Source organism: Herbaspirillum seropedicae (genome assembly GCF_001040945.1).
In the GTDB taxonomy this organism is placed as follows: domain Bacteria; phylum Pseudomonadota; class Gammaproteobacteria; order Burkholderiales; family Burkholderiaceae_D; genus Herbaspirillum; species Herbaspirillum seropedicae.
Window position 1 is genome coordinate 3,878,110 of the sequence record NZ_CP011930.1, and the last position, 19,930, is coordinate 3,898,039.

Below are 19,930 nucleotides of genomic sequence, written 5' to 3' on the forward strand. Positions count from 1 at the left end.
CCCGGCTAGGACAGGCGCGGACAGATTCGGTTCAATTCCCCGCCAGGCCGGCGGCAATATTGATGGACAGGCCGATGATGGCGGCGTTGAAGACGAAGCAGATCAGCGAGTGCGCCAGCACCGTCTTGCGCAGCGCACGCGTGGCCACGCCGACATCGGAGGTCTGCACGGCCACGCTGATGGTGAAGGAGAAATAGAGGAAATCCCAGTAGTCGGGCTGGCGCTGCCCATCGGGAAAGCGCAGCGGCAGCGCCTGGGGATCATCATCCTCGGCATAGAACAGGCGCGCATAGTGCAGCGTGAAGATGGTGCCGATCAGCAGCCAGGCCCCGAAGACGGTCGAGGCCGTAAACGCATAGCGCAACAGCTTGCTGCGGTCGCCATGGCTGTTGCCGGCCAGCTCCAGCAGGATCGCCAGGAGGCTGGCCACGGCCGCCACGCAGACCATCACCAGCACCACCTGGGCGCTCTCGTCCTCGGTCTCGGCCAGACGGCGCACGGCCTCGGCGTCGGCCCGCAGCATCATCAGCCACAAGCTCAGCAGATAGAACCAGACCCCGGCGTTCCAGCCGACCAGGCAGCGCCCGGTCCAGGTGGTGGCCGGCAAGAAGACGGCGGCGACGATCCCGACGGCCAAGCCGATGAGCAGACGGGGGTGGACCTGGACGATCTGGCGGGCAACGGACATATTCTTTTTCTGTAAGGGCTAGCCCATCAGGGGCGGTCATGGGCGCGGCCTCAGCAGGCCGCGCCGTGAAGCTGGATGGTCAACGGCGTCAGAACATCAGAACTCATGCTCCTTGAGGGCGCGCTGGGCGCGTTCGCGGGCGCTGGCCAGGGCTTCCTCTTCGGTGGGGAAGATGCCCACGGGGATATAGGTTTCCGCCAGTTCCGGCTCGCGCGCCAGGCGCACGAAGACCTGCGCCTCAAAGGCATGGTCGGGTTTCTCGACCGCATCATAGCGGGCGATGTGGGTACCGCTTTGCAGGACCTTGTCACTCATGTTGCCTCCTGGTTCATCAAGATGGAGCCGGTTGGACAGGGCCTTGCGCCCGAGGTTCGGCGCTGCGTTGGCTCAGGCTGCCGGCGGCGCCAGCGGGAAGCGCACCGTGAAGATGGTGCCCTGCCCTTGCTCCTTGCAATCCACGCTGATCACGCCGCCATGGTCGTGGGCGATCTCGCGCACGATGGCCAGGCCCAGGCCGCTGCCAGCCACCTTGTCGTTGGCGCGGTAGAAACGATCGAAGATCAGCTCGCGGTGTTCGGGCGCAATGCCCGGTCCCGAATCCTCTACGGAGAGCACGGTGGCGTCCTGCTCTTCCAGGCAGCGCACGGTGACCGTGCCGTGTGGCGGCGAATAGCGCACCGCATTGTCGATGAGGTTGTCGATCAGGTCGCTCAGCAGGAAGCGGTCGCCGCGCAGACGGGCCGGCCGCAGGTCGAAGCCCAGGTCGATGCGCTTCTTGTCGGCCTCTTCGATGAAGTGCTGGACCGACTCTTCCACCAGCTTGTCCAGCGACAGTTCTTCCAGCTTGCGGCTTTCGAACAGGCCAGGTTCGGAGCGCGCCAGCGCCAGCAGCTGGCGGCTCTGGCGGATCATGCGCTCCACCGAGGAATTCATCATCGCCAGCGAACGGGCGGTGTCGGGCTGGTCCTGATGCTTGTCATGCAGCAGTTCGAGCTGCAGCTTCAGGCCCGTGAGCGGGGTGCGCAACTGGTGCGCCACATCGGCCATGAAATTCTGCTGGGCCTGCTCACCCTTGTTGATGCGCGCCATGAGCTCGTTCATCGCCACGATCAGCGGTTGCAGCTCCACCGGCGCACCCCGTCCATCGATGGCGCCCAGCTTGCCGTGGTCGCGCTGCTCCAGGTTGCGCTGCAGGCTCTTCAAGGGACGCAGGCCGCGCCGCACCGCCACCAGCACCACGAAGATGGAGGCGAAGGTCAGCGCCCCGTCCAGCACCAGGAAGGACAGCAGGATAGTGTAGTGGGCGCGGTCGCGCTTGCGGATGGTCTCGGCCACGGCGACCCAGATCACGCCGTTCTTGACCCGCACCTGCATGGCGGCGATACGCACCGGCTCACCGCGCATCTCGCCATCGTAATTGATGGGACGGTCGAAGACGTCGCTTGCCGGCAGTTGCGGGAAGCCCTTGTCCCCCACCACGATCTGGCCCTCGGTATTGCGCACGGCGAAGAAGGTGGTGTCGGAATGGTTGCTGCGCAGGATCTGTTCGGCCTGCTGGGTCAGTTCGGCGGTGGTGCGCTCCTGGCGGTGACGCACCTGGGCGTACAGGCCCCAGGTGGAATCCATCAGGTTCTGGTCGAAAGCGTGCTGGGCCGGCAGCCAGGCCAGCCAGTAGGTCAGGCCTGCGCCGATCAGATTGACCAGCAAGAGCGGCGCGATCAACCACTTGAGCAGGTCGCGCCGGATGCTGGAATGCATTGCGGTCATGCGGTCTGCGGCGGGCTCAGGCCTCGCTCTTTTCGAGCATGTAGCCGAAGCCGCGGATGGTGCGGATGGCCACGCCCGAATCAGCGATCTTCAGACGGATGCGCGAGACATAGACTTCCACCGCATTGATGGTGAAATCCTCGCCCCAGGGCAGCACGGCGTCGATGATCTGCTGCTTGGAGACCACGCGCGAAGCATGTTGCATCAGGTATTCCAGCACAGTCCATTCCCGCAGCGACAGTTCGATCTTGCGGCCATCGATGTCGGCGCGCTTGGTGGCATTGTCCAGCGACAGGCCGCCCACCGTCAGTTGCGCCGGCTGCGGTGCGCTGCGGCGGATCAGCGCCTTGATGCGCGCCACCAGTTCAGGCGTGGCGAAGGGCTTGACCAGGTAATCATCGGCGCCCAGCTCCAGCCCATGCACGCGGTCGGGGATGGTGTCGCGCGCGGTCAGCAGCAGCACCGGCGTATTGTTGCCAGCCGCGCGCATGCGCCGCAGCACTTCGAAGCCATCGATGCCGGGCAGGCCGATGTCCAGCACCAGCACAGCGGCATTGAACCGCTGCGAGAGGGCATCGTTGCCATTGTTGACCGTATGCACGGTAAAGCCGTGCGAATTGAGCACGCGCGAGAGGCCGTCGGTCAGGACCGGGTCGTCTTCGACCAGCAAAACATTCATAGGGACGTTGTCAAAAAAAGGCGCAAAAACGCTGCGTAACCGGTGCATCGTATTGCAGCCGCGACGATGCTGCAAATCAGGCGACTCCCGATCAGGCTGGGGGACGGCGATGAGTGTTACTTTTTCGTCACATTCAGGACGGCGTCAGCCTGATGACAGGAATTTGTCAGACTCCCCCCTTATTCTTGCCGCCCATGCGAATGAGAATCCAACTCATTTGCATACATAACAATACTGGTCATCAGCCAGCCAAACGGTCTTCCTTGTGGAAGCACGGAGTAGCCAGCCATTCGAGCCGGTCCTGCGCGAGCGGGATCGGCTCATTGTTTCCGACTCCACTTCAACACAAGAAAAACATGAACCGTCTGACTCCGATTGCCGCCGCTTTGGTGGCCACCTTCGCCGCTCCTCTGTCCCTGCACGCCCAGCAGGTTTCCCCGACTACCACCAGCGCCGGCAAGCCTGCCGCCGACGGCCAGCTCGCTCCGGTGACGGTGCAAGGCCAGCGCGATGATTTCGCCAGCACCGGCACGGCCCTCACCAAGCTGCCGGCCGACCTGCGCGACGTGCCGCAATCGGTGACTGTGGTGAACAAGGCGCAGATGCAATCGCAAGGGGCGAGTTCGCTGTCCGATGCGCTGCGCAACGTCTCCGGCATCACCCTGGGCGGCGCCGAGGGCGGCCAGATCGGCAACAACATCAACCTCAATGGTTTCTCGGCGCGCACCGACATCTACCTCGATGGCTTCCGCGACCGTGGGCAATACTATCGCGACACCTTCGCCATCGATGAAGTGGAAGTCCTGATGGGCCCCTCTTCGATGCTGTTCGGACGCGGCTCGACCGGCGGCATCATCAACCAGGTCAGCAAGAAGGCCAACCTGAAGGCGGCCACCGAGATCTCTGGCTCGATCACCACCAATGGCCTGGTGCGCAGCACCGTCGACGTCAACCGCCCGCTGTCGGACACCTCGGCCCTGCGCATCGAAGCCATGGCCCAGAACGGCGCGGCCAGCACGCGCAAGCAGACCGATGTGCAAGACTTCGGCCTGGCCGGCTCCTATGTCTGGGGCATCGGCACCCCCACCGAAATCACCCTCTCGGCGCTGCTGCAACACAACCAGGACCAGCCCGACTACGGCCTGCCGCCCTTGAACGGCCATCCCGCCAACGTCGGTCGCGACACTGCCTATGGCCTGAACAGCGACCGCACCATCCAGGACGTGGCCTCGTTCAACGTCGGCGTCAAGCACAAGATCGCGCCCGACGTCACCCTGCGCAACCAGACCCAGTTCAACTACGTCCACACCGATGCGGTGGAGACGGCGCCCAACACCATCGGAACCGTCTCGGGCGCTGGCTTCACGCAGCTCGTCAATGCCTCCAGCAACCTGCCACTGTCCAGCCTGTTCGTGCGTGGCCAGAGCCATGACCGCGTCATCACCGACTATTCCATCTTCAACCAGACCGAGCTGACCGCCAAGTTCGCCACCGGCAGCATCAAGCACGATGCGGTGGTCGGCGTGGAAGTGGGGCATGACGGATACGACAACCAGAACTACTATCGCAACGGCAGTTGCAACGGCACTGCGCTCAATGCCAACGGCGCCACCACCGGCTACGTGGACTGCGTCCCGCTGCTCAACCCCAGCTACAGCGCGGCCGGCAGCAGCGTGAGCTCGAGCACCGGAAACCGCGCCGGCGGCAGCGCCAACACCGTGGCCGCCTATGTGGGCGACACCGTCGAACTGGTACCGCAATTCAAGCTGGTCGGCGGGTTGCGCTATGACCGCTACATCGCCAGCATCACCAACTCCATCGCCAGCGCCCGCACGCCAGCGGCCGCCAGCCAGACCATCAATTTCCTGAGCCTGCGCTCGGGCGCGATCTGGCAACCGACCTCGGCCCAGGCTTACTACGTCTCCTATGGCACCTCGTTCAATCCCTCGCTGGAACAGCTGACCGGCACCCAGGGCCAGCAGAATCTGGACCCGGAAAAGAACCGTTCCTATGAACTGGGCGGCAAGTGGGATCTGGCTGATGGCCTGGCCCTCACGGCCGCCGCCTTCCAGATCACCAAGGACAACGCCCGCAGCCAGGTCGCTACCGGCGTCTACGCACTGGCGGGCAAGGTGCGCGTCAATGGCGCCCGCGCCGGCGCCACCGGCCACATCACGCGCGAGTGGCAGGTCGCAGCCAACTACACCTACCTGGGCGCCAAGGTGCTGGAGGGCGCAGCGGGCGACAACTCGGTCGGCAAGGTCCCGGTCAATACCCCCAAGCACACCCTGACCACCTGGACCACCTACGACCTGGCCCCGCACTGGCAGATCGGCGGCGGCGCCAGCTATATGTCGCAGCGTTATGCCGACGCGCCCAACACCGTGCAGGTGGGCGGCTATACCCGGTATGACGCCATGCTGGCCTACACCACCAAGGCCTACGACATCCGCCTGAACCTCTACAACCTGAGCAACAAGATGTATTACGACGCGCTGATCCAGTCCGACGGCGGCCGCTCCGTCCCGGGTTCGGGCCGCACTGCCCTGCTGTCGCTGACCTATCGCATGTAAAAAAAAGAAAAGAGGACGCGCCCATGCTCATCACCATTCCCCAACTGCTGGATACACAAGCCCTCCAGACAGTGCGCAGCCTGCTGGAGCAGGCCGGCGAGGCCTGGGTGGATGGGCGCGTCACGGCCGGCTATCAGGGTGCGCCGGTCAAGTTCAACCAGCAGATCGACGAGCATTCCGAAGTCGCCCTGCAATGCCAGCGCATCATCGTGTCGGCGCTGGAGCGGCACCCGCGCTTCATCAGCGCGGCGCTGCCCAACCTGATCTACCCGCCCATGTTCAACCGCTACGGCGAGGGCATGCACTTCGGCGCGCACGTCGACGGCAGCGTGCGCATCCATCCGCACAATGGCCGCAAGCTGCGCACCGATGTCTCGGCCACGCTGTTCCTGGCCGACCCGGGCGATTACGATGGTGGCGACCTGCAGATCGATGACAGCTATGGCGCGCACAGCGTCAAGCTGGCGGCGGGAGACATGGTGCTCTATCCGGCCACCAGCCTGCACACGGTCACGCCGGTCACGCGCGGGGTGCGCCTGGCCTGCTTCTTCTGGGTGCAAAGCCTGGTGCGCGACGACGGCCAGCGCCAGCTGCTGTTCGACATGGACAACGCCATCCAGCGCCTGAACCAGACCGAGGCCGATGCCCTGGCCCGGCGTACCCTGGTGGGCTGCTATCACAACCTGCTGCGGCAATGGAGCGATACCTGATCGCCCCCTCTTTCAAATTATTTATATCGTTTTACGTTTACTTGAAGTAGCGCGGATCCATCTTGCGGAACACCCAGGCCGACGCCAGCGTGATCGCGCCGACGATGGCAAAGGTGATCTGGAAGCTGGCGTTGGTAGCCGTGCCGACCTCGCTCTTGAAGAGATTGACCATGGTCCCACCGATGGTCACGCCCAGGCCGATGGCCAGCATCTGCACCATGGAAAAGAGACTGTTGCCGCTGCCGGCGTCGCGCTTGTCCAAGCCCTTGAGGGTGACGCTGTTCATGGCCGCGAACTGCATCGAGTTCGATGCACCGAAGATGGCCAGTTGCACGATGGCCGCCGTCAAGGGCCAGTCCGGCGTGATCAGCGCAAAGGACATGATGGCCGCGCCGACGATGGCCGTATTGACCAGCAGGAAGCGGTCATAGCCGAAGCGCTTGACCAGCGGGGCGATCCAGGGCTTGGCGATGGTGCCGGCAATGGCCGCCGGCAGCAACACCATGCCAGCATGCAGGGGCGAATAGCCCAGCCGCACCTGCAACAGCAGCGGCAGCAGGAAAGGCACCGCCGAGGAACCGATACGGCAGACCAGGTTGCCGGCCAGTCCGATGCTGAAATTGGGTTCGCCAAACAAACCCAGCCGAAACAATGGCCGCGGATGAACCGAGGCATGTCGCCAATAGCCAAGTACTGTAAGCGCCGCCACGACGAACAGGGCGATGCTCCAGCCGGTACGGTGGCTGTCGAACGGCACATCCAGCGCCAGCGAAAAGGCCACCATGCAGGCCGAGAGCAAGACACACCCCAGCAGATCGAAGCGCGGCGTGCCGGCAAGGCTGTCATCGGGAAGGAAATACAGCACAGCGCCCATGCCCAGTACGCCAACTGGCAGGTTGATCAGGAAGATCCAGTGCCACGACAGGCTTTCCACCAGCCACCCGCCCAGTACTGGCCCCACCACCGGGCCGAGCTGCCCGGCAATCGAGATCGACGCCAGCGCAGCGATGTACTGCGCCCCCGGCACCGCCCGCAACACCGCCAGCCGCCCCACCGGCAGCAGCATGGAACCGCCCAGCCCCTGCACCACGCGGGCCGCCAGCAGCATGGGCAGGCTGGACGCCATGGCGCACAGCAGCGAACCCAGCGAAAACAGCAGGATCGCCGCGAAATACATGCGGCGTGTGCCGAAACGGTCAGCCAGCCAACCCGAGGCCGGGGTCAGTGAGGCCATGGTGAGGGTGTAGGCCACCACCACCGGGTGCATGTTCAGCACCGGCTCGCCCAGGCTGCGCGCCATGGCGGGCAAGGCGGTATTGACGATGGTGGTGTCCAGCGTCTGCATGAAGAAGCCGGACGCGACTATCCACAGCAAGGCACGCTGGGTGACCGGATCATTGATGGAGGCAGAAGCAGAGGTAGAAGGAGAGGACGGGGTGTCGCGCAGACGGGGCGGCTGGTTGGCAGACATGGCGAAGGAAGAATGGGAAACGTGCCGACAAGACAAGGCGGGCAAGGCAGGGAGACGGTACAGACAAGCTCGCCGTATCCCCGCGCACTACCGCGACATTCTACGCCCTTGGGCGTTTCCCATCAGAAGGCTTGCGGACGCCACTTCAGCAGACGCCGTTCCAGCGCATGCAAGAGCCAGTCCGCCGCCAGCGCCACCACGGCCAGCACGATCATGGCCGCGAACACGCCGCTGGCGTTGAATGCGCCCTGAGCGGTAGAGATCAGCAGGCCGATGCCCTGCTTGGAACCGAGGAATTCCCCCACCACCGCGCCCACCAGGGCAAAGCCGAAACTCACATGCAGGCTGGCCAGGATCCACGACAGCGCCGAGGGGATCACCACGGCCATGGTGACCTGACGACGCGAGGCGCCCAGGATCTGGGCATTGGCGATCATGTAGCGGTCGGCCTCGCGCACACCCTGGAAGGCATTGGCAAAGACCACGAAGAACACCATCACCACTGCCAGCGCCACCTTGGACGCCATGCCCAGGCCGAAGGCGATGACAAAGATGGAGCCCAGCACCACGCGTGGAATCGAGTTGGCGATCTGGATATAGAGGCTGAAGACATCCGAGAGCAGCTTGTTGCGGCCCAGGACGATGCCGGCAATGACACCGGCCACCGAACCGATCAGGAAGCCCAGCACGGTCTCTTCCAGCGTCACCAGCACCTGGGTCCAGAGCGGGCCCTGCGAGGTGCCTTCGACCATCCAGTCATAGATCTGCGCCACGATCAGGGAGGGTTGCGAGAAGAAGAAGGGATCGATCCAGCCGATGCGCGCGCAGACTTCCCAGCCGCCCAGCACGATCACCAGGATAGCGATGCGCAGGCCGATGACCAGTTGTTTTCGTGCGCGGATCTTGCGCTGGGCCTCGGCTTCGACGGCGGCGATGTCCATCGTCGCGGCGGATTGGCTGGCTTGTGCTTGTGTCATGAGACTCCCCTGTATTTCAACAATGATCAATCACGCGATATGGACTTCTTCACGCAGGTCAGCCCAGATTCTGCGCGAGATATCAATGAAGCGCTGTTCGTAGCGCACTTCTTCCATCACCCGCGGACGCGGCAGGTCGATGGGATAGACGCTCTTCAGGGTCGCCGGACGGGCCGTGAGCACATAGACCTTGTCGGCCAGGGCAATGGCCTCTTCCAGGTCGTGGGTAACGAACACCACCGAGCCCGAATGGGCCGACCACAGGCGCAGCAGTTCGTCCTGCATCAGGGTGCGGGTCTGCATGTCCAGCGCCGAGAAGGGTTCATCCATGAGCAATATCTCGGGACTGTTGATGAAGGTCTGCGCCAGCGCCACGCGCTTGCGCATGCCGCCGGAGAGCTGGTGGGGATAGTGGTCGCCGAACTTGTCCAGGCCCACGCGGCGTATCCATTCATCGGCCAGCGCATGCGCCTGGGCCTTGGGCTGGCCCCGGAACAGGGGACCGGCGGCGACATTCTCGCGCACGCTGCGCCAGGGGAAGACGGCGTCGTTCTGGAACACGAAGCCGATGCGCGGATCGATGCCATTGACCGGCTGCCCCATCACGCGCACCTCGCCCAGGGTGGGCTTGAGCAATCCCGTGATCAGCGACAGCGTGGTCGATTTGCCGCAACCGGTGGGGCCGACCACGGCGACGAATTCGCCCCGCGCCACGCTCATGGAAAAATCACGCAGCGCCACCGTGGCCCGGCCATCGGCAGTGATGAAGCGGCAGCTCACGTTGCGCAATTCGATGGCCGGGGTTTCCTGCGCCGCCTGGCCGGCGGGCGTGAAGGCGTGCTGGTTGATCGCATTCATCGTGGGGCTCTTTCGTGGCTGAGGTTGATTTCAACTTGACTGGGGTGGAGTACGCCCCTGACGCGCCGGCGCGCATCATGGCGCATATCGTTTATATCGTTTATATGGTTTCCGGGAAGACTGGCCATCGGCCAGTCCCGCCTCATTTCACGGCATTGACGAATTCATCCGTATAGGTCTTGGACAAGTCCACATGCTTGCCCTTGACGTTGGGATTGAAGCCCGACAGCACGGCCAGCACGGTTTGCGGCCCACCCTTGGGCATCTTGCCGTCCTGCGAATACATGGGCAGCGAATTGGTGAGCGCCTGTATATACAGCGGCTTGTTGTTGCCGTAGTAGTCCTTGGGCATCTTGTCGGCGATCTGCTCGGCCGTGTGCGTCTGGATGAACCTGAGCGTCTTGACGAAGGCGCGCGCCAGCTTCTGGGCGTCTTCCTTGTGGCTGTTGAGCCAGCTGCGCTGTACATACACGCTGGAAGCCGGATAGAGTCCGCCCAGCGCCTTGACCGTGCCCTCCACGGTGCGCAGGTCCACCAGCACCTGGGCGTCGCCGGTCTTGAGCAATTGCGAGGCGGTCGGCTCGGTGGTCATGCCGGCATCGATGCGACCCTGCTTCATGGCGGCGATGAAGGTATTGTCCGCTCCCACCGGCAGCACCGAGAACTGCTTGGAGGTGATGCCGTGGCGCGAGGCCAGGTATTGGGTCAGGAAGTTGGTGGACGAGCCCAGTCCGGTCACGCCCAGGGTCTTGCCCTTGGCGTCGGCCATGCTCTGGAAGTGCGGTGCGGCCTTGGTGGACACCAGTTCCACCTCGCCCGGCACCTGGCCCAGGATGACGATGGCAGTGATTTCCTTGCCCTTGGTCTGCAGGTCGATGGAGTGGTCATAGAAGCCGACCACCGCCTGCACTGCACCGGCCAGCAGTTCGTTCTCGGCGTCCACGCCGGCCGGCTGCGATTGCAGTTCCACGTCCAGGCCTTCTTCCTTGAAATAGCCCAGTTGCTCGGCCAGCTTGGCCGGCAGGTAGACCATCTTGTTGATGCCGCCGACCATGATGGTGATCTTGGCCGCAGCCCAGGCCGGAGCCGGCGCGCCGGCCAGCACGGTGCTGGCGATGGCCAGGGACAGCAGGCCCTGGCGGATGTGCTTGTTCACGTTACCTCCTGGAATCGATGCGAAAGCCTGCGGATTCTAAGATCTCTTCATGCAGGCCGCAGCAGTCACTTCACCTGGTCCACGAACTCGTTGGTATAGGTCTTGGACAAGTCGATGTTCTTGCCCTTGATATTGGGATTGAAACCGGCCATCACCTTCAGGACCTGTTCGGGCCCGCCGGCGGGCATCTTGCCGTCGGGCGAATACATGGGCAGGGACGCCTTGAGCGCCTGCACATAGATGGCCTTGCTGCCGCCGTAGTAGTCCTTGGGCATCTTGTCGGCGATGTCTTCGGCCGAATGGGTCTGAATGTAGCGCAGGGTCTTGACGAAGACGCGCGCCAGCTTCTGCGACTCGGCCTTGTGGCTGTTCATCCAGGAGCGATGCACATAGAGGCTGGAGGCCGGATAGAGCCCGCCCAGCGCCGCCTTGGTGCCGTCGACGCTGCTCATGTCGACCAGCACCTTGGCCGCGCCCGAGGCCAGCAGGATGGAGGTGGTCGGCTCGGTGGTCCAGGCCACATCGACGCGCTTTTGCTTCATGGCGGCGATCAGGGTATTGCCCGCGCCCACCGGCAGGATCGAATAATCGCCCGCCTTCAGGCCGGCCCGATTGGCCAGGTATTGGGCGATGAAACTGGAAGACGAACCCAGCCCGGTCACGCCCAGGGTCTTGCCCTTGAGATCGGCCATGCTGCGTACGCTGTCGGCCAAGTCGGCGCGCACCATTTCCATGCCGCCCGGCACCAGCAGCAACTGGGCGATGGAGGTGACTTCCTTGCCCTTGCTCTGCAGGTCGATGGAATGGTCGTAGTAGCCCACCACGGCCTGCACCGCGCCGGCCAGCAATTCATTTTCGGCATCCACCCCGGCCGGCTGCGACTGCAGCTCCACGTCCAGGCCTTCTTCCTTGAAGTAACCCAGGCTTTCGGCCAGCTTGGGGGGCAGGTAGATGAGCTTGTTGATGCCGCCGACCATGATGATGATCTTGTCGGCCGCACGGGCCTGCGGGGCCGCCAGGCCGAGCGCGCAGGCGGTGATAGCGGTGCTGACAGTGATGCCCAGGGTGAGGAGCCTACGGCGCAGGCGGCCGTTGAGGGCGGGCCAGACGCAAAAATCGTCACGCATTATGATTATCTCCTGAATATTTTGACTAGGATGGTCGGCCGCCATCTTCAGTTCTTGTAGACTTGCGGACCTATTCTAAGAAGCCGAAACCTTCATCCAGCTTTCCAAAAAACGGCTTTTTGCTTTGCAACGCAACAAAAAGGCACTTCAACAGAAGTCCGGAACCTGCTCGGAACAAGCTCAAAAGAACCTCAAAAGAACCTTAAAAGAATCTTGAGAGAATCGGAAAAGAATCTTAAAGAACCTCAAAAAACACGAGACTAGCGCATGAAATTGCTCCTCATCGAAGACAATCCCCAGCTTGCCCACTGGCTGGAGCAGATCCTCAAGGAACACAAGTTCAAGGTCGATATCGCCGCCGATGGCGAGATCGCCGACCAGGTGCTGCGCGACGAGAACTACGACGTCGTGCTGCTGGACCTGATGCTGCCCAAGCTGCACGGCAAGAATGTGCTGCGCCGCCTGCGCGAGCGCCACAATGGCGTGCCGGTCATGATCCTGACCGCCAGCGGCTCCATCGACGAGAAAGTCGAATGCCTGGGCGCCGGGGCCGATGACTACCTGGTCAAGCCCTTCGAGATCCGCGAACTGGTGGCCCGCATCAAGGTGCTGGTGCGCCGCCAGACCCCCGACAAAGCCGCCGAGATCCACTGCGGCAACCTGGTCTATGACAGCAATACGCGCCAGTTCGCCGTGGGCGGCGTGACCCTGGCGCTCCCGGCGCGGGAGCATGACGTGCTGGAAGTGCTGATCCTGCGGCAAGGCAAGACCGTCTCCAAGACCGCGCTGATGAAGGGCGTCTTCAGCCTCTCGGAAGAACCCAGCGCGGACGCCATCGAAGTCTATATCTCGCGCCTGCGCAAGAAACTGGATCGTTCTGGCGCGGCCATCATGACCCTGCGCGGTCTGGGATATCTGCTGCGCCAGAGAGATTGAATGATCGACAGCCTGCGCCTGCGGCTGCTATGGTGGCTGCTGATCCCGATGGCGGTGTATGTGGGCCTGTCCACCAGCGACGCCTATGACAACGCCGTTTCCAGCGCCACCCTGGTGCAGGACCGCGCCCTGCTGGCCTCGGCCCGGATGATCGCCGGTCAGGTCGGCTGGAACGATGGCGCGCCGGTGGTCTCGGTGCCGCCGGCGGCGCTGGAACTGTTCGCCTCGCCGGCTCAGGACGCGGTCTACTACCAGGTGCTGATGGACGACGACACGCTCCTGGCCGGCCGTCCCGACTTCCCCGCCGCGCCTGATTTCGCGGCGCTCTACCCGGTCTACAGCACGACCAGCTTCAATGGCAAGCCGCTGCGCGTGGTCAGCTACATCCGCGCACTATTCGACGAAGGCACCCTGCGCATGGTGGCCGTGTCGGTCGGCCAGACCATGCAAGGCCGCCAGGAAATGATCGATGACCAGTGGCACGCCTCGCTGCGCCGCCAGATCGTCTTGCTGCTGCTGGCCATCAGCCTGGTGGTGCTGGGCCTGACCATGGAATTGCGACCGCTGCTGGCGCTCAAGGATGAGCTGGCCACGCGCCGGCCAGATTCGCTCACGCCGCTGCGCGCCGGCGGCCTGCAGCAGGAACTGCGCCCCATCGTGGAGGCGATCAACCAGTACATCTTCCGCCTCAACGCCCAGGTGACCGTGCAGAAGCGCTTCGTGGCCGACGCCGCGCACCAGTTGCGTACCCCCCTGGCGGTGATCGATTCGCAGATCCAGTTCGCGCGACAGCTCGACGATCCGGCCAGGGTGGCGCAGGTGCTGGCGTCATTGCAGGAAGGCAGCCGCAGCATGACCGACCTGACCAACAAGCTGCTCCTGCTGTCGCAGGCCGAAGCCTCCGACAGCAGCGCCTTCCCGCGTGCGCCGGTGGACCTGCTGGCGGTGTCGGCGATGGTGCTGGAAGAACTGTCCGGACTGGCCCTGAAGAAGGGCATCGACCTCGGCCTGGAGACCACGCTGGAGAGCGCCATGGTCAACGGCAACGAAGCCCAGTTGATGGGCATGCTGATGAACCTGATCGACAATGCCCTGCGCTATACGCCCGAGGGCGGCAAGGTCACCGTGGGGCTGGAGAAGAAGCGTAGCCAGATGATCATCACCGTGAGCGACAATGGCCCGGGCATTCCGGCCGAGGTGCGCGAGCGCGTGTTCGAGCGCTTCTATCGCAATGCCGCGCCGGACCAGCCCGGCTCGGGGCTGGGCCTGGCCATCGTGCGCGAGATCGTGCAGGCTTCGCAGGGGTCGATACGGCTGGATGCCCCGGCACAGGGGAGCGGGCTGGTGGCGACGGTGAGCTTGCCGGCATTGCAGAGCTGAATTTCTTGGTGAAAACATCCACGAACCGTTCGAACTGAGTAGGCCACTTGGGGCCGTATCGAAGGCGCACCGGCCGCTACCCAGTGCGAACGGTCCGTCAATAGCCTCGTACTGATCTCAGCGCTTGAGAGCGCAGCGATACAAAAACGCACAGCCCGCACAAGAACCGATCAAAAAGTATCAGCCCGCTGCGCGCTTTTGGCGTGGAGCGCCACGCCCTGCCCTCGTACTCTTGCTCCTGCCGTCCAACCGGCCGACCTGACTGCTGTCCTGCTCCCCCCGCAGCGCAAGCGCCAGGCGTGATCGATAAAAACATCAGGAGACAAACCGTGAACAAGATCTGCTTGGGCGCCGCGTGCGCCGTCCTTGGCGCTGCCCTGCCCTTGGTGGCATCGGCGCAGTCCTGCAATGTCCCCGTGCTCAAGGTGCTGGCGCAGAAGAGCCTGGGCCTGACCGTGATGGAAAAATCACTGGCCGATTACCAGAAGCGCAGCGGCACCCGCATCGAGATCAGCTACTTCGGCGAGAACGACCGGCGCGCCAAGTCGCGCCTGGACGCCGCCACCAAGGCGGGCTCCTACCAGGTCTACTACGTCGACGAGGCCAACGTGGCCGAGTTCGCCTCGGCGGGATGGATCGTGCCGCTGCTGAAGTATTTTCCCAAGGATGCCGATTACGACGACTTCCTGCCAGGTCGCCGGGCCGTCGCCAGCTACAAGGACGTGGCCTACTTCGCCCCGCTGATCGGCGGTTCCGACTTCCTCTTCTATCGCCGCGACCTGCTGGAAAAGGCCGGCCTGCCGGTACCGCGCACGCTGGACGAACTGGTGGCCGACATCAAGAAACTGCATTCGCCGCCCAGCGTCTATGGCTGGGTGGCGCGCGGCCAGCGCGGCTCGGGTATGAATGTGTGGCGCTGGGCGCCGTTCATGCTGGCCCAGGGCGGCCAATGGACCGACAAGAACAACCAGCCGGCCTTCAATTCGCCGGCGGCAGTCAAGGCCACGCAGCTCTATGCGGACCTGTTCAAGTACGCGCCCCCGGGCGCGGCCACCTATGACTGGAGCAATGCGCTGGAAGCCTTCCGCTCGGGCAAGGTGGCCTTCATGATCGAGTCCACGCCCTTTGCCGACTGGATGGAAGACAGCAGCAAGTCCAGCGTGGCCGACAAGGTCGGCTATGCCCGCCCGCCGGCGCCGCTGCCTTCGGCGGCCTATGGCCACGGCCTGGCCATCTCCGCGGTGGGCGCCAAGGATGAATGCACGCGCCAGGCCGCGGGCAAGTTCATCGCCTTTGCCACCGGCAAGGAACAGGAGCAGGCGCGCCTGCGCGAAAAGGTCTTCAGCGACTACAACCGCAGCAGCACCATCCAGAGCGATTACTTCCAGAAGAACGTCAAGCCGCAGATCCTGGCTGGCCTGAAGGACACCACGCCGGTGTCCAAGCTGACCATCTGGCCCAGCCCGCAATGGCCGGACATCGGCGACAACCTGGGTGTGGCGCTGGAAGAGGTGTTTACCGGCACGCAGAAGGATATTACCCGCGCCCTGGACGAGGCTGCGCAATATGCGCAGGACGCCATGGAACACGCGCGTAAATAATTTCCTTCCCCATTCGCCCTACACGATGTAGCCGCCCTGGTCCCGTCACGGACCACGGCGGCCTCCGGAGTCCTGCATGTTCAATCGTGGAAAGACCTCGCTGCCCTACCTGTTCCTGGGACCGTCACTGCTGGTGATGCTGGTGCTGGGCCTGGTGCCGACCGTGGCGGCGATCAACCTGGCGCTGAAGAACCGCGTGCTGCGCTACCCCGACAGCGACTATGTGTGGCTGCGCAATCTGGAACGGCTGATGTCGGACCGGCGCTTTCTCAATGCCATCGAAGTCTCGGCGGTCTGGGAGGTGGTGACGGTGCTGGGTGCAGTCATCGTCGGCATCGCCATCGCCGTCTACCTGTTCGAGAACGTCCATGGCAAATGGCGGCAAGCCATGTGCGTGCTGCTGATCACGCCGGTGCTGCTGCCGCGCGTCTCGGCGGCCTTCATCTGGAAGTTCATGTATTCGCCGCTGACCGGCATCCTGGGCTGGCTGCTGGGACTGGTCGGCATCCATGACACGGCCTTCCTGTCCGACCCGGCCCTGGCCCTGTATGCGGTGGCGCTGGTCGATATCTGGCAGTGGGGCCTGTTCTTCGCGGTGATCGTGTTGAAGTTGCTGGAGACGCTGCCGCCCGAACCGCTGGAGGCGGCCCGGCTGGACTATGCACGGACCTGGCAGGTCTACGCCTATATCGCCCTGCCCATGCTCAAGGGGCCGCTGATCAGCCTGGTCTTCATCAAGATGGTGGAGTCGCTGCGCTCCTTCGACCTGATCTACGTGATGACCAAGGGCGGTCCCGGCGTGGCCACCGAAACGCTGGACATGTATGCCTATGCCCAAGGTATCGGGCTGTCGGGCAAGGTCTCGTACGCCTCGACCATGGCGGTGCTGATGATGATCGCCACTACGCTGATCTTTACCCTGATCTGGAAACGGGTGAGCAAATGGGAAGATTGATCACACGCTGCGCCGTCTGGGGCGTGGGCATCGTGCTGGTGCTGGTGGCGGTGTTTCCGCTGTTGTGGGCGCTGCTCAATTCGGTCAAGACCTTGCTGGATATCGTCACGCCCACGCCGCGCTTTCTCTTCACGCCAACGCTGGAGAACTACCGCCAGGTCATCGGCAGTCCGGAAGTGCTGGTGGGACTGACCAACAGCGCCGTCATCGTCGGCAGCGCCGTGCTGCTGGGGACCTTCATGGGCGTGCCGGCCGCCTATGTGATTGCGCGCTATCACGTGCCGGGTAAGCGCGATATCCAGTTCTTCCTGCTCTCGCTGCGCTTCCTGCCGCCGGTAGCGGTGGCCATTCCATTGATCGCCATCTGGGTGGACCTGGGGCTGTATGACACGCGCTTCTCCATGATCGTGACCTACCTGCTGACCACGCTCTCGACCATCACCTGGCTGTCGATCCCGGTGTTCCAGCGCATGCCGCGCGAGATCGAGGAAGCGGCCACCCTGGACGGCTACGGTCCCTATGCGGTGTTCTGGAAGATCGCCCTGCCCAACTGCGCCACGACCCTGCTGGGCGGGATCATCTTCAGCTTCGTGCTGGTCTGGAACGAACTGATGATCGCCCTGGCGCTGACCTCGTCCAACAGCGCCACCCTGCCGGTGGTGGCGTCGGCCTTTACCTCCATGGGGCAGGAAGTGCCCTGGGGCGTCATCAACGCCTCCACCGTGCTGCTGGCGCTGCCGCCCCTGATCTTTGTGGGCGTGCTGAGCCGACTGTTGAATTCCATGCTCAAAGGAAAATAAGGAGATCCCATGCAAGCCCTCGTACTCGAAGCCACCCGCGAACTCAAGCTGCGCGAGATCGACCTGCCGCAACAGATGGGCGCGCAGGATGTGCGCATCCGCATCCACACCGTGGGCATCTGCGGCAGCGACCTGCACTACTACACCCATGGCAGCATCGGCCCCTTCAAGGTGGAAGCGCCAATGGTGCTGGGCCATGAAGCCTCGGGCACCGTCATCGAAGTGGGCAGCGCAGTCAGCCACCTCAAGGTCGGCGACCGCGTCTGCATGGAGCCGGGCATCCCGCGCCTGGATTCGCCGGCCACGCTGCGCGGCATGTACAACCTCGACCCTGCGGTGCGTTTCTGGGCCACGCCTCCCATCCATGGCTGCCTGACCGGCAGCGTGGTGCATCCGGCGGCCTTCACCTACCGCCTGCCGGACAACGTCAGCTTTGCCGAAGGGGCCATCGTCGATCCGGTCGGAATGACCAACGACTGGAGTGAATTGACGATGCCGGATCTACAGGCCGGGTTCGATGAGAAGCTGCATCAGCGCAAGATGATTGCTGACCTGCTCGCGCTGACCGAGCACCACGTACGCCAAGAGGCCCGCCAGGAAGTGGTCTTCAGCGATGCGGTTGCAGAAGCCTCGGCGCACCATCCGGATGGCGATATCTACAACGGCTTGAAGACCTTGGGTGCCATGTTCAAGCTGGGCGGGATAGACCGTCATGAGAAGAAGCTCCAGGAACAGCGCAAGAAATACGGCGAGGACCTGGCCGGACGCCAGCAGGCGGCGGCTGATGATGCCTGGCATGAATTGACCCATGACAATGGAAAACCGACGCTGGACGAAGCGGCGATGAAAGCCTTTCCGGCGATCTACGATGCTGCGCTCAAGCAATTTGAACCGCAACTTTTGCAACTGCTGATGGCGCATCTCGGCTGGCTCAAGAGCGAGCAATTGGCCAACTGGATGGAGGGTGTTCATGACGATGCGGACATCCGCAGTGGTTATGCTTACAGCGAATCCATGTCGCAATGCATCGGCAAGGCCGTCTGTTCAAAGCCATGTATTGATCAACTCGCCAGTTGGATCTCCAGTGGCAATCTTCAAGACAAACGCAATCTCTATGTCCGCGCCTTGCTGCTCAACCAGGCAGACATCATCGCAGCCACCGAAACGCAGTTCAAGGGTAGCGACTTCCAGTTAGAGAACATCCTCCATGTCTACAAAGGCGCTGTCATGCGCTTGGACGATCCGAAGCAGGCGGAGCAACTGATTGATCGCTTGGCGCTGACCACAGGCAATGTAATTGTCAAAGCCATCAGTGGGAGCAGTAGTGCCCTCGCACGAGCAATTGCACTGACTCACCTTCAGCTATTGGGTGGCGTCGGCATCAAGGTCAGCAACATGAGCCGTACCGATGTAGCGCGATGGGCGATCGCACAGGCGAAAGAACAAGGCATACAACTGGAGACAGACCGAAAGGAAACCAGAGTCGATGCGCGCAACCAAGCGCGAAAGGCAGTCAAGCAGGCCAGAGTTCAGAACCACTTCTTCTACGTGCTGGACATCGGCGCTCTTGAAAAGGATGGCCGCATCGCGCCAGGAAGCATCAAGGGTATTGGTATTCCTGGGGTTACCACGGCGAAGAATTGGCTTGGATCGGGATCACCGCGAGACTTCAAGCTTGGCGTCATGACCATGATCGTACAAATGGCGGCGTTGCAATTCGCCATGACAGATCTGGACAATAACGATCAGTTCAATCAGTGGGAAACGCGCACAAAAGCTGCGTTGGCAATTATCAGTCTGAGTGCAACGATGGTCGAGATCGCGATGGTAAGCGTTGAGAAATCGGTGGAGCACCCGCTGGCAGTATTTATCCGGAACCAGTGGGCGGTAGACGCAGAACTCGTTAGCACTATCCTAAAACGTGCTCGTAAAGCCGGAATGGTAGCTGGCGTCTTAGCAGAACTTTATGACCTCGTATTTAATGCTCCGCAAGAATTCAAAGACGAAAACTACCTTCTTATGGCGCTGTATGTGCTGAACGGGATATTAGGAATAGGCATCGCCTTGGCAGCCTATTATGCAATCACATCCATATGGGCACCGCTTCTACTTATATCCTTTGCCGTAGGAATCGCCCTCGCTTTGGTTAACAACAGTCAGCTAAAGACTTGGATTTCCCGATGTGATTTCTCTCTTGGAGAAAAATATAGTTCTTTCGAGGACCAAATTAAGGCCTTCAACGGATAGCCGGA

17 protein-coding genes are annotated in these 19,930 nt (G+C 62.8%); 8 read left to right on the forward strand and 9 right to left on the reverse strand.

The window, feature by feature from the left end; genetic code table 11:
* Window positions 1–31: 31 nt before the first annotated feature.
* The 4 genes from ACP92_RS16905 to ACP92_RS16920 form a co-directional block, all read right to left on the reverse strand.
* On the reverse strand, window positions 32–688 hold the full coding sequence (locus tag ACP92_RS16905) for a DUF1345 domain-containing protein (RefSeq protein ID WP_013235326.1): 657 nt from the start codon (window positions 686–688) through the stop codon (window positions 32–34).
* Window positions 689–784: 96 nt separating this feature from the next.
* A complete protein-coding gene (locus ACP92_RS16910; protein WP_041311049.1) occupies window positions 785–1,003 on the reverse strand; it encodes a hypothetical protein in 219 nt (72 codons plus the stop codon).
* 72 nt (window positions 1,004–1,075) lie between these two features.
* Complete coding sequence (locus tag ACP92_RS16915; protein WP_013235327.1) at window positions 1,076–2,455, reverse strand: sensor histidine kinase; 1,380 nt, start codon at window positions 2,453–2,455, stop codon at window positions 1,076–1,078.
* Window positions 2,456–2,471: 16 nt separating this feature from the next.
* Window positions 2,472–3,134 carry a response regulator transcription factor gene (locus tag ACP92_RS16920; protein ID WP_013235328.1) on the reverse strand — a complete coding sequence of 221 codons (663 nt, stop codon included), beginning with the start codon at window positions 3,132–3,134 and terminating at the stop codon, window positions 2,472–2,474.
* Between the two features lie 356 nt (window positions 3,135–3,490).
* Here ACP92_RS16920 and ACP92_RS16925 point away from each other — a divergent pair, with 356 nt between their 5' ends.
* Together ACP92_RS16925 and ACP92_RS16930 are read left to right on the forward strand one after the other, a co-directional pair.
* Complete coding sequence (locus tag ACP92_RS16925) at window positions 3,491–5,707, forward strand: TonB-dependent receptor (RefSeq protein WP_013235329.1); 2,217 nt, start codon at window positions 3,491–3,493, stop codon at window positions 5,705–5,707.
* Between the two features lie 23 nt (window positions 5,708–5,730).
* Entirely contained in the window at window positions 5,731–6,417 is a 687-nt protein-coding gene (locus ACP92_RS16930; protein ID WP_013235330.1) for a Fe2+-dependent dioxygenase, read from the forward strand.
* A gap of 37 nt (window positions 6,418–6,454) precedes the next feature.
* Here ACP92_RS16930 and mdtD read toward each other — a convergent pair whose 3' ends face one another.
* From mdtD to ACP92_RS16955, 5 genes are all read right to left on the reverse strand, one after another.
* The gene (mdtD, locus tag ACP92_RS16935; protein ID WP_232284858.1) at window positions 6,455–7,888 is read right to left on the reverse strand and encodes a multidrug transporter subunit MdtD; all 1,434 of its coding nucleotides are present in this window, start codon (window positions 7,886–7,888) and stop codon (window positions 6,455–6,457) included.
* 122 nt (window positions 7,889–8,010) lie between these two features.
* Window positions 8,011–8,865: an ABC transporter permease gene (locus ACP92_RS16940; RefSeq protein WP_013235332.1), complete on the reverse strand. Its 855-nt coding sequence runs from the start codon at window positions 8,863–8,865 to the stop codon at window positions 8,011–8,013.
* 30 nt (window positions 8,866–8,895) lie between these two features.
* The gene (locus ACP92_RS16945; RefSeq protein WP_013235333.1) at window positions 8,896–9,723 is read right to left on the reverse strand and encodes an ABC transporter ATP-binding protein; all 828 of its coding nucleotides are present in this window, start codon (window positions 9,721–9,723) and stop codon (window positions 8,896–8,898) included.
* Between the two features lie 142 nt (window positions 9,724–9,865).
* Window positions 9,866–10,879 (reverse strand): ABC transporter substrate-binding protein, encoded by a 1,014-nt coding sequence (locus ACP92_RS16950; RefSeq protein WP_013235334.1) that lies wholly within the window; start codon window positions 10,877–10,879, stop codon window positions 9,866–9,868.
* Window positions 10,880–10,944: 65 nt separating this feature from the next.
* Complete coding sequence (locus ACP92_RS16955; RefSeq protein ID WP_013235335.1) at window positions 10,945–12,006, reverse strand: ABC transporter substrate-binding protein; 1,062 nt, start codon at window positions 12,004–12,006, stop codon at window positions 10,945–10,947.
* A gap of 267 nt (window positions 12,007–12,273) precedes the next feature.
* Between ACP92_RS16955 and ACP92_RS16960 the strand changes: the two genes are divergently transcribed.
* The 6 genes from ACP92_RS16960 (at window position 12,274) to ACP92_RS25240 (ending at window position 19,925) form a co-directional block, all read left to right on the forward strand.
* Window positions 12,274–12,942, forward strand: a complete 669-nt coding sequence (locus ACP92_RS16960) for a response regulator (protein ID WP_013235336.1) — start codon at window positions 12,274–12,276, stop codon at window positions 12,940–12,942.
* Complete coding sequence (locus tag ACP92_RS16965) at window positions 12,943–14,322, forward strand: sensor histidine kinase (RefSeq protein ID WP_013235337.1); 1,380 nt, start codon at window positions 12,943–12,945, stop codon at window positions 14,320–14,322.
* Between the two features lie 329 nt (window positions 14,323–14,651).
* Window positions 14,652–15,923, forward strand: coding sequence for an ABC transporter substrate-binding protein (locus ACP92_RS16970; protein ID WP_041311052.1), 1,272 nt, complete (start codon window positions 14,652–14,654; stop codon window positions 15,921–15,923).
* Window positions 15,924–15,999: 76 nt separating this feature from the next.
* Window positions 16,000–16,878, forward strand: coding sequence for a carbohydrate ABC transporter permease (locus ACP92_RS16975; RefSeq protein WP_013235339.1), 879 nt, complete (start codon window positions 16,000–16,002; stop codon window positions 16,876–16,878).
* Complete coding sequence (locus tag ACP92_RS16980; RefSeq protein ID WP_013235340.1) at window positions 16,866–17,678, forward strand: carbohydrate ABC transporter permease; 813 nt, start codon at window positions 16,866–16,868, stop codon at window positions 17,676–17,678. Before ACP92_RS16975 ends, ACP92_RS16980 begins: the two co-directional genes overlap by 13 nt.
* 9 nt (window positions 17,679–17,687) lie before the next feature.
* Window positions 17,688–19,925, forward strand: coding sequence for a T6SS effector BTH_I2691 family protein (locus tag ACP92_RS25240; protein ID WP_048348600.1), 2,238 nt, complete (start codon window positions 17,688–17,690; stop codon window positions 19,923–19,925).
* The last annotated feature ends 5 nt before the right edge of the window (window positions 19,926–19,930 follow it).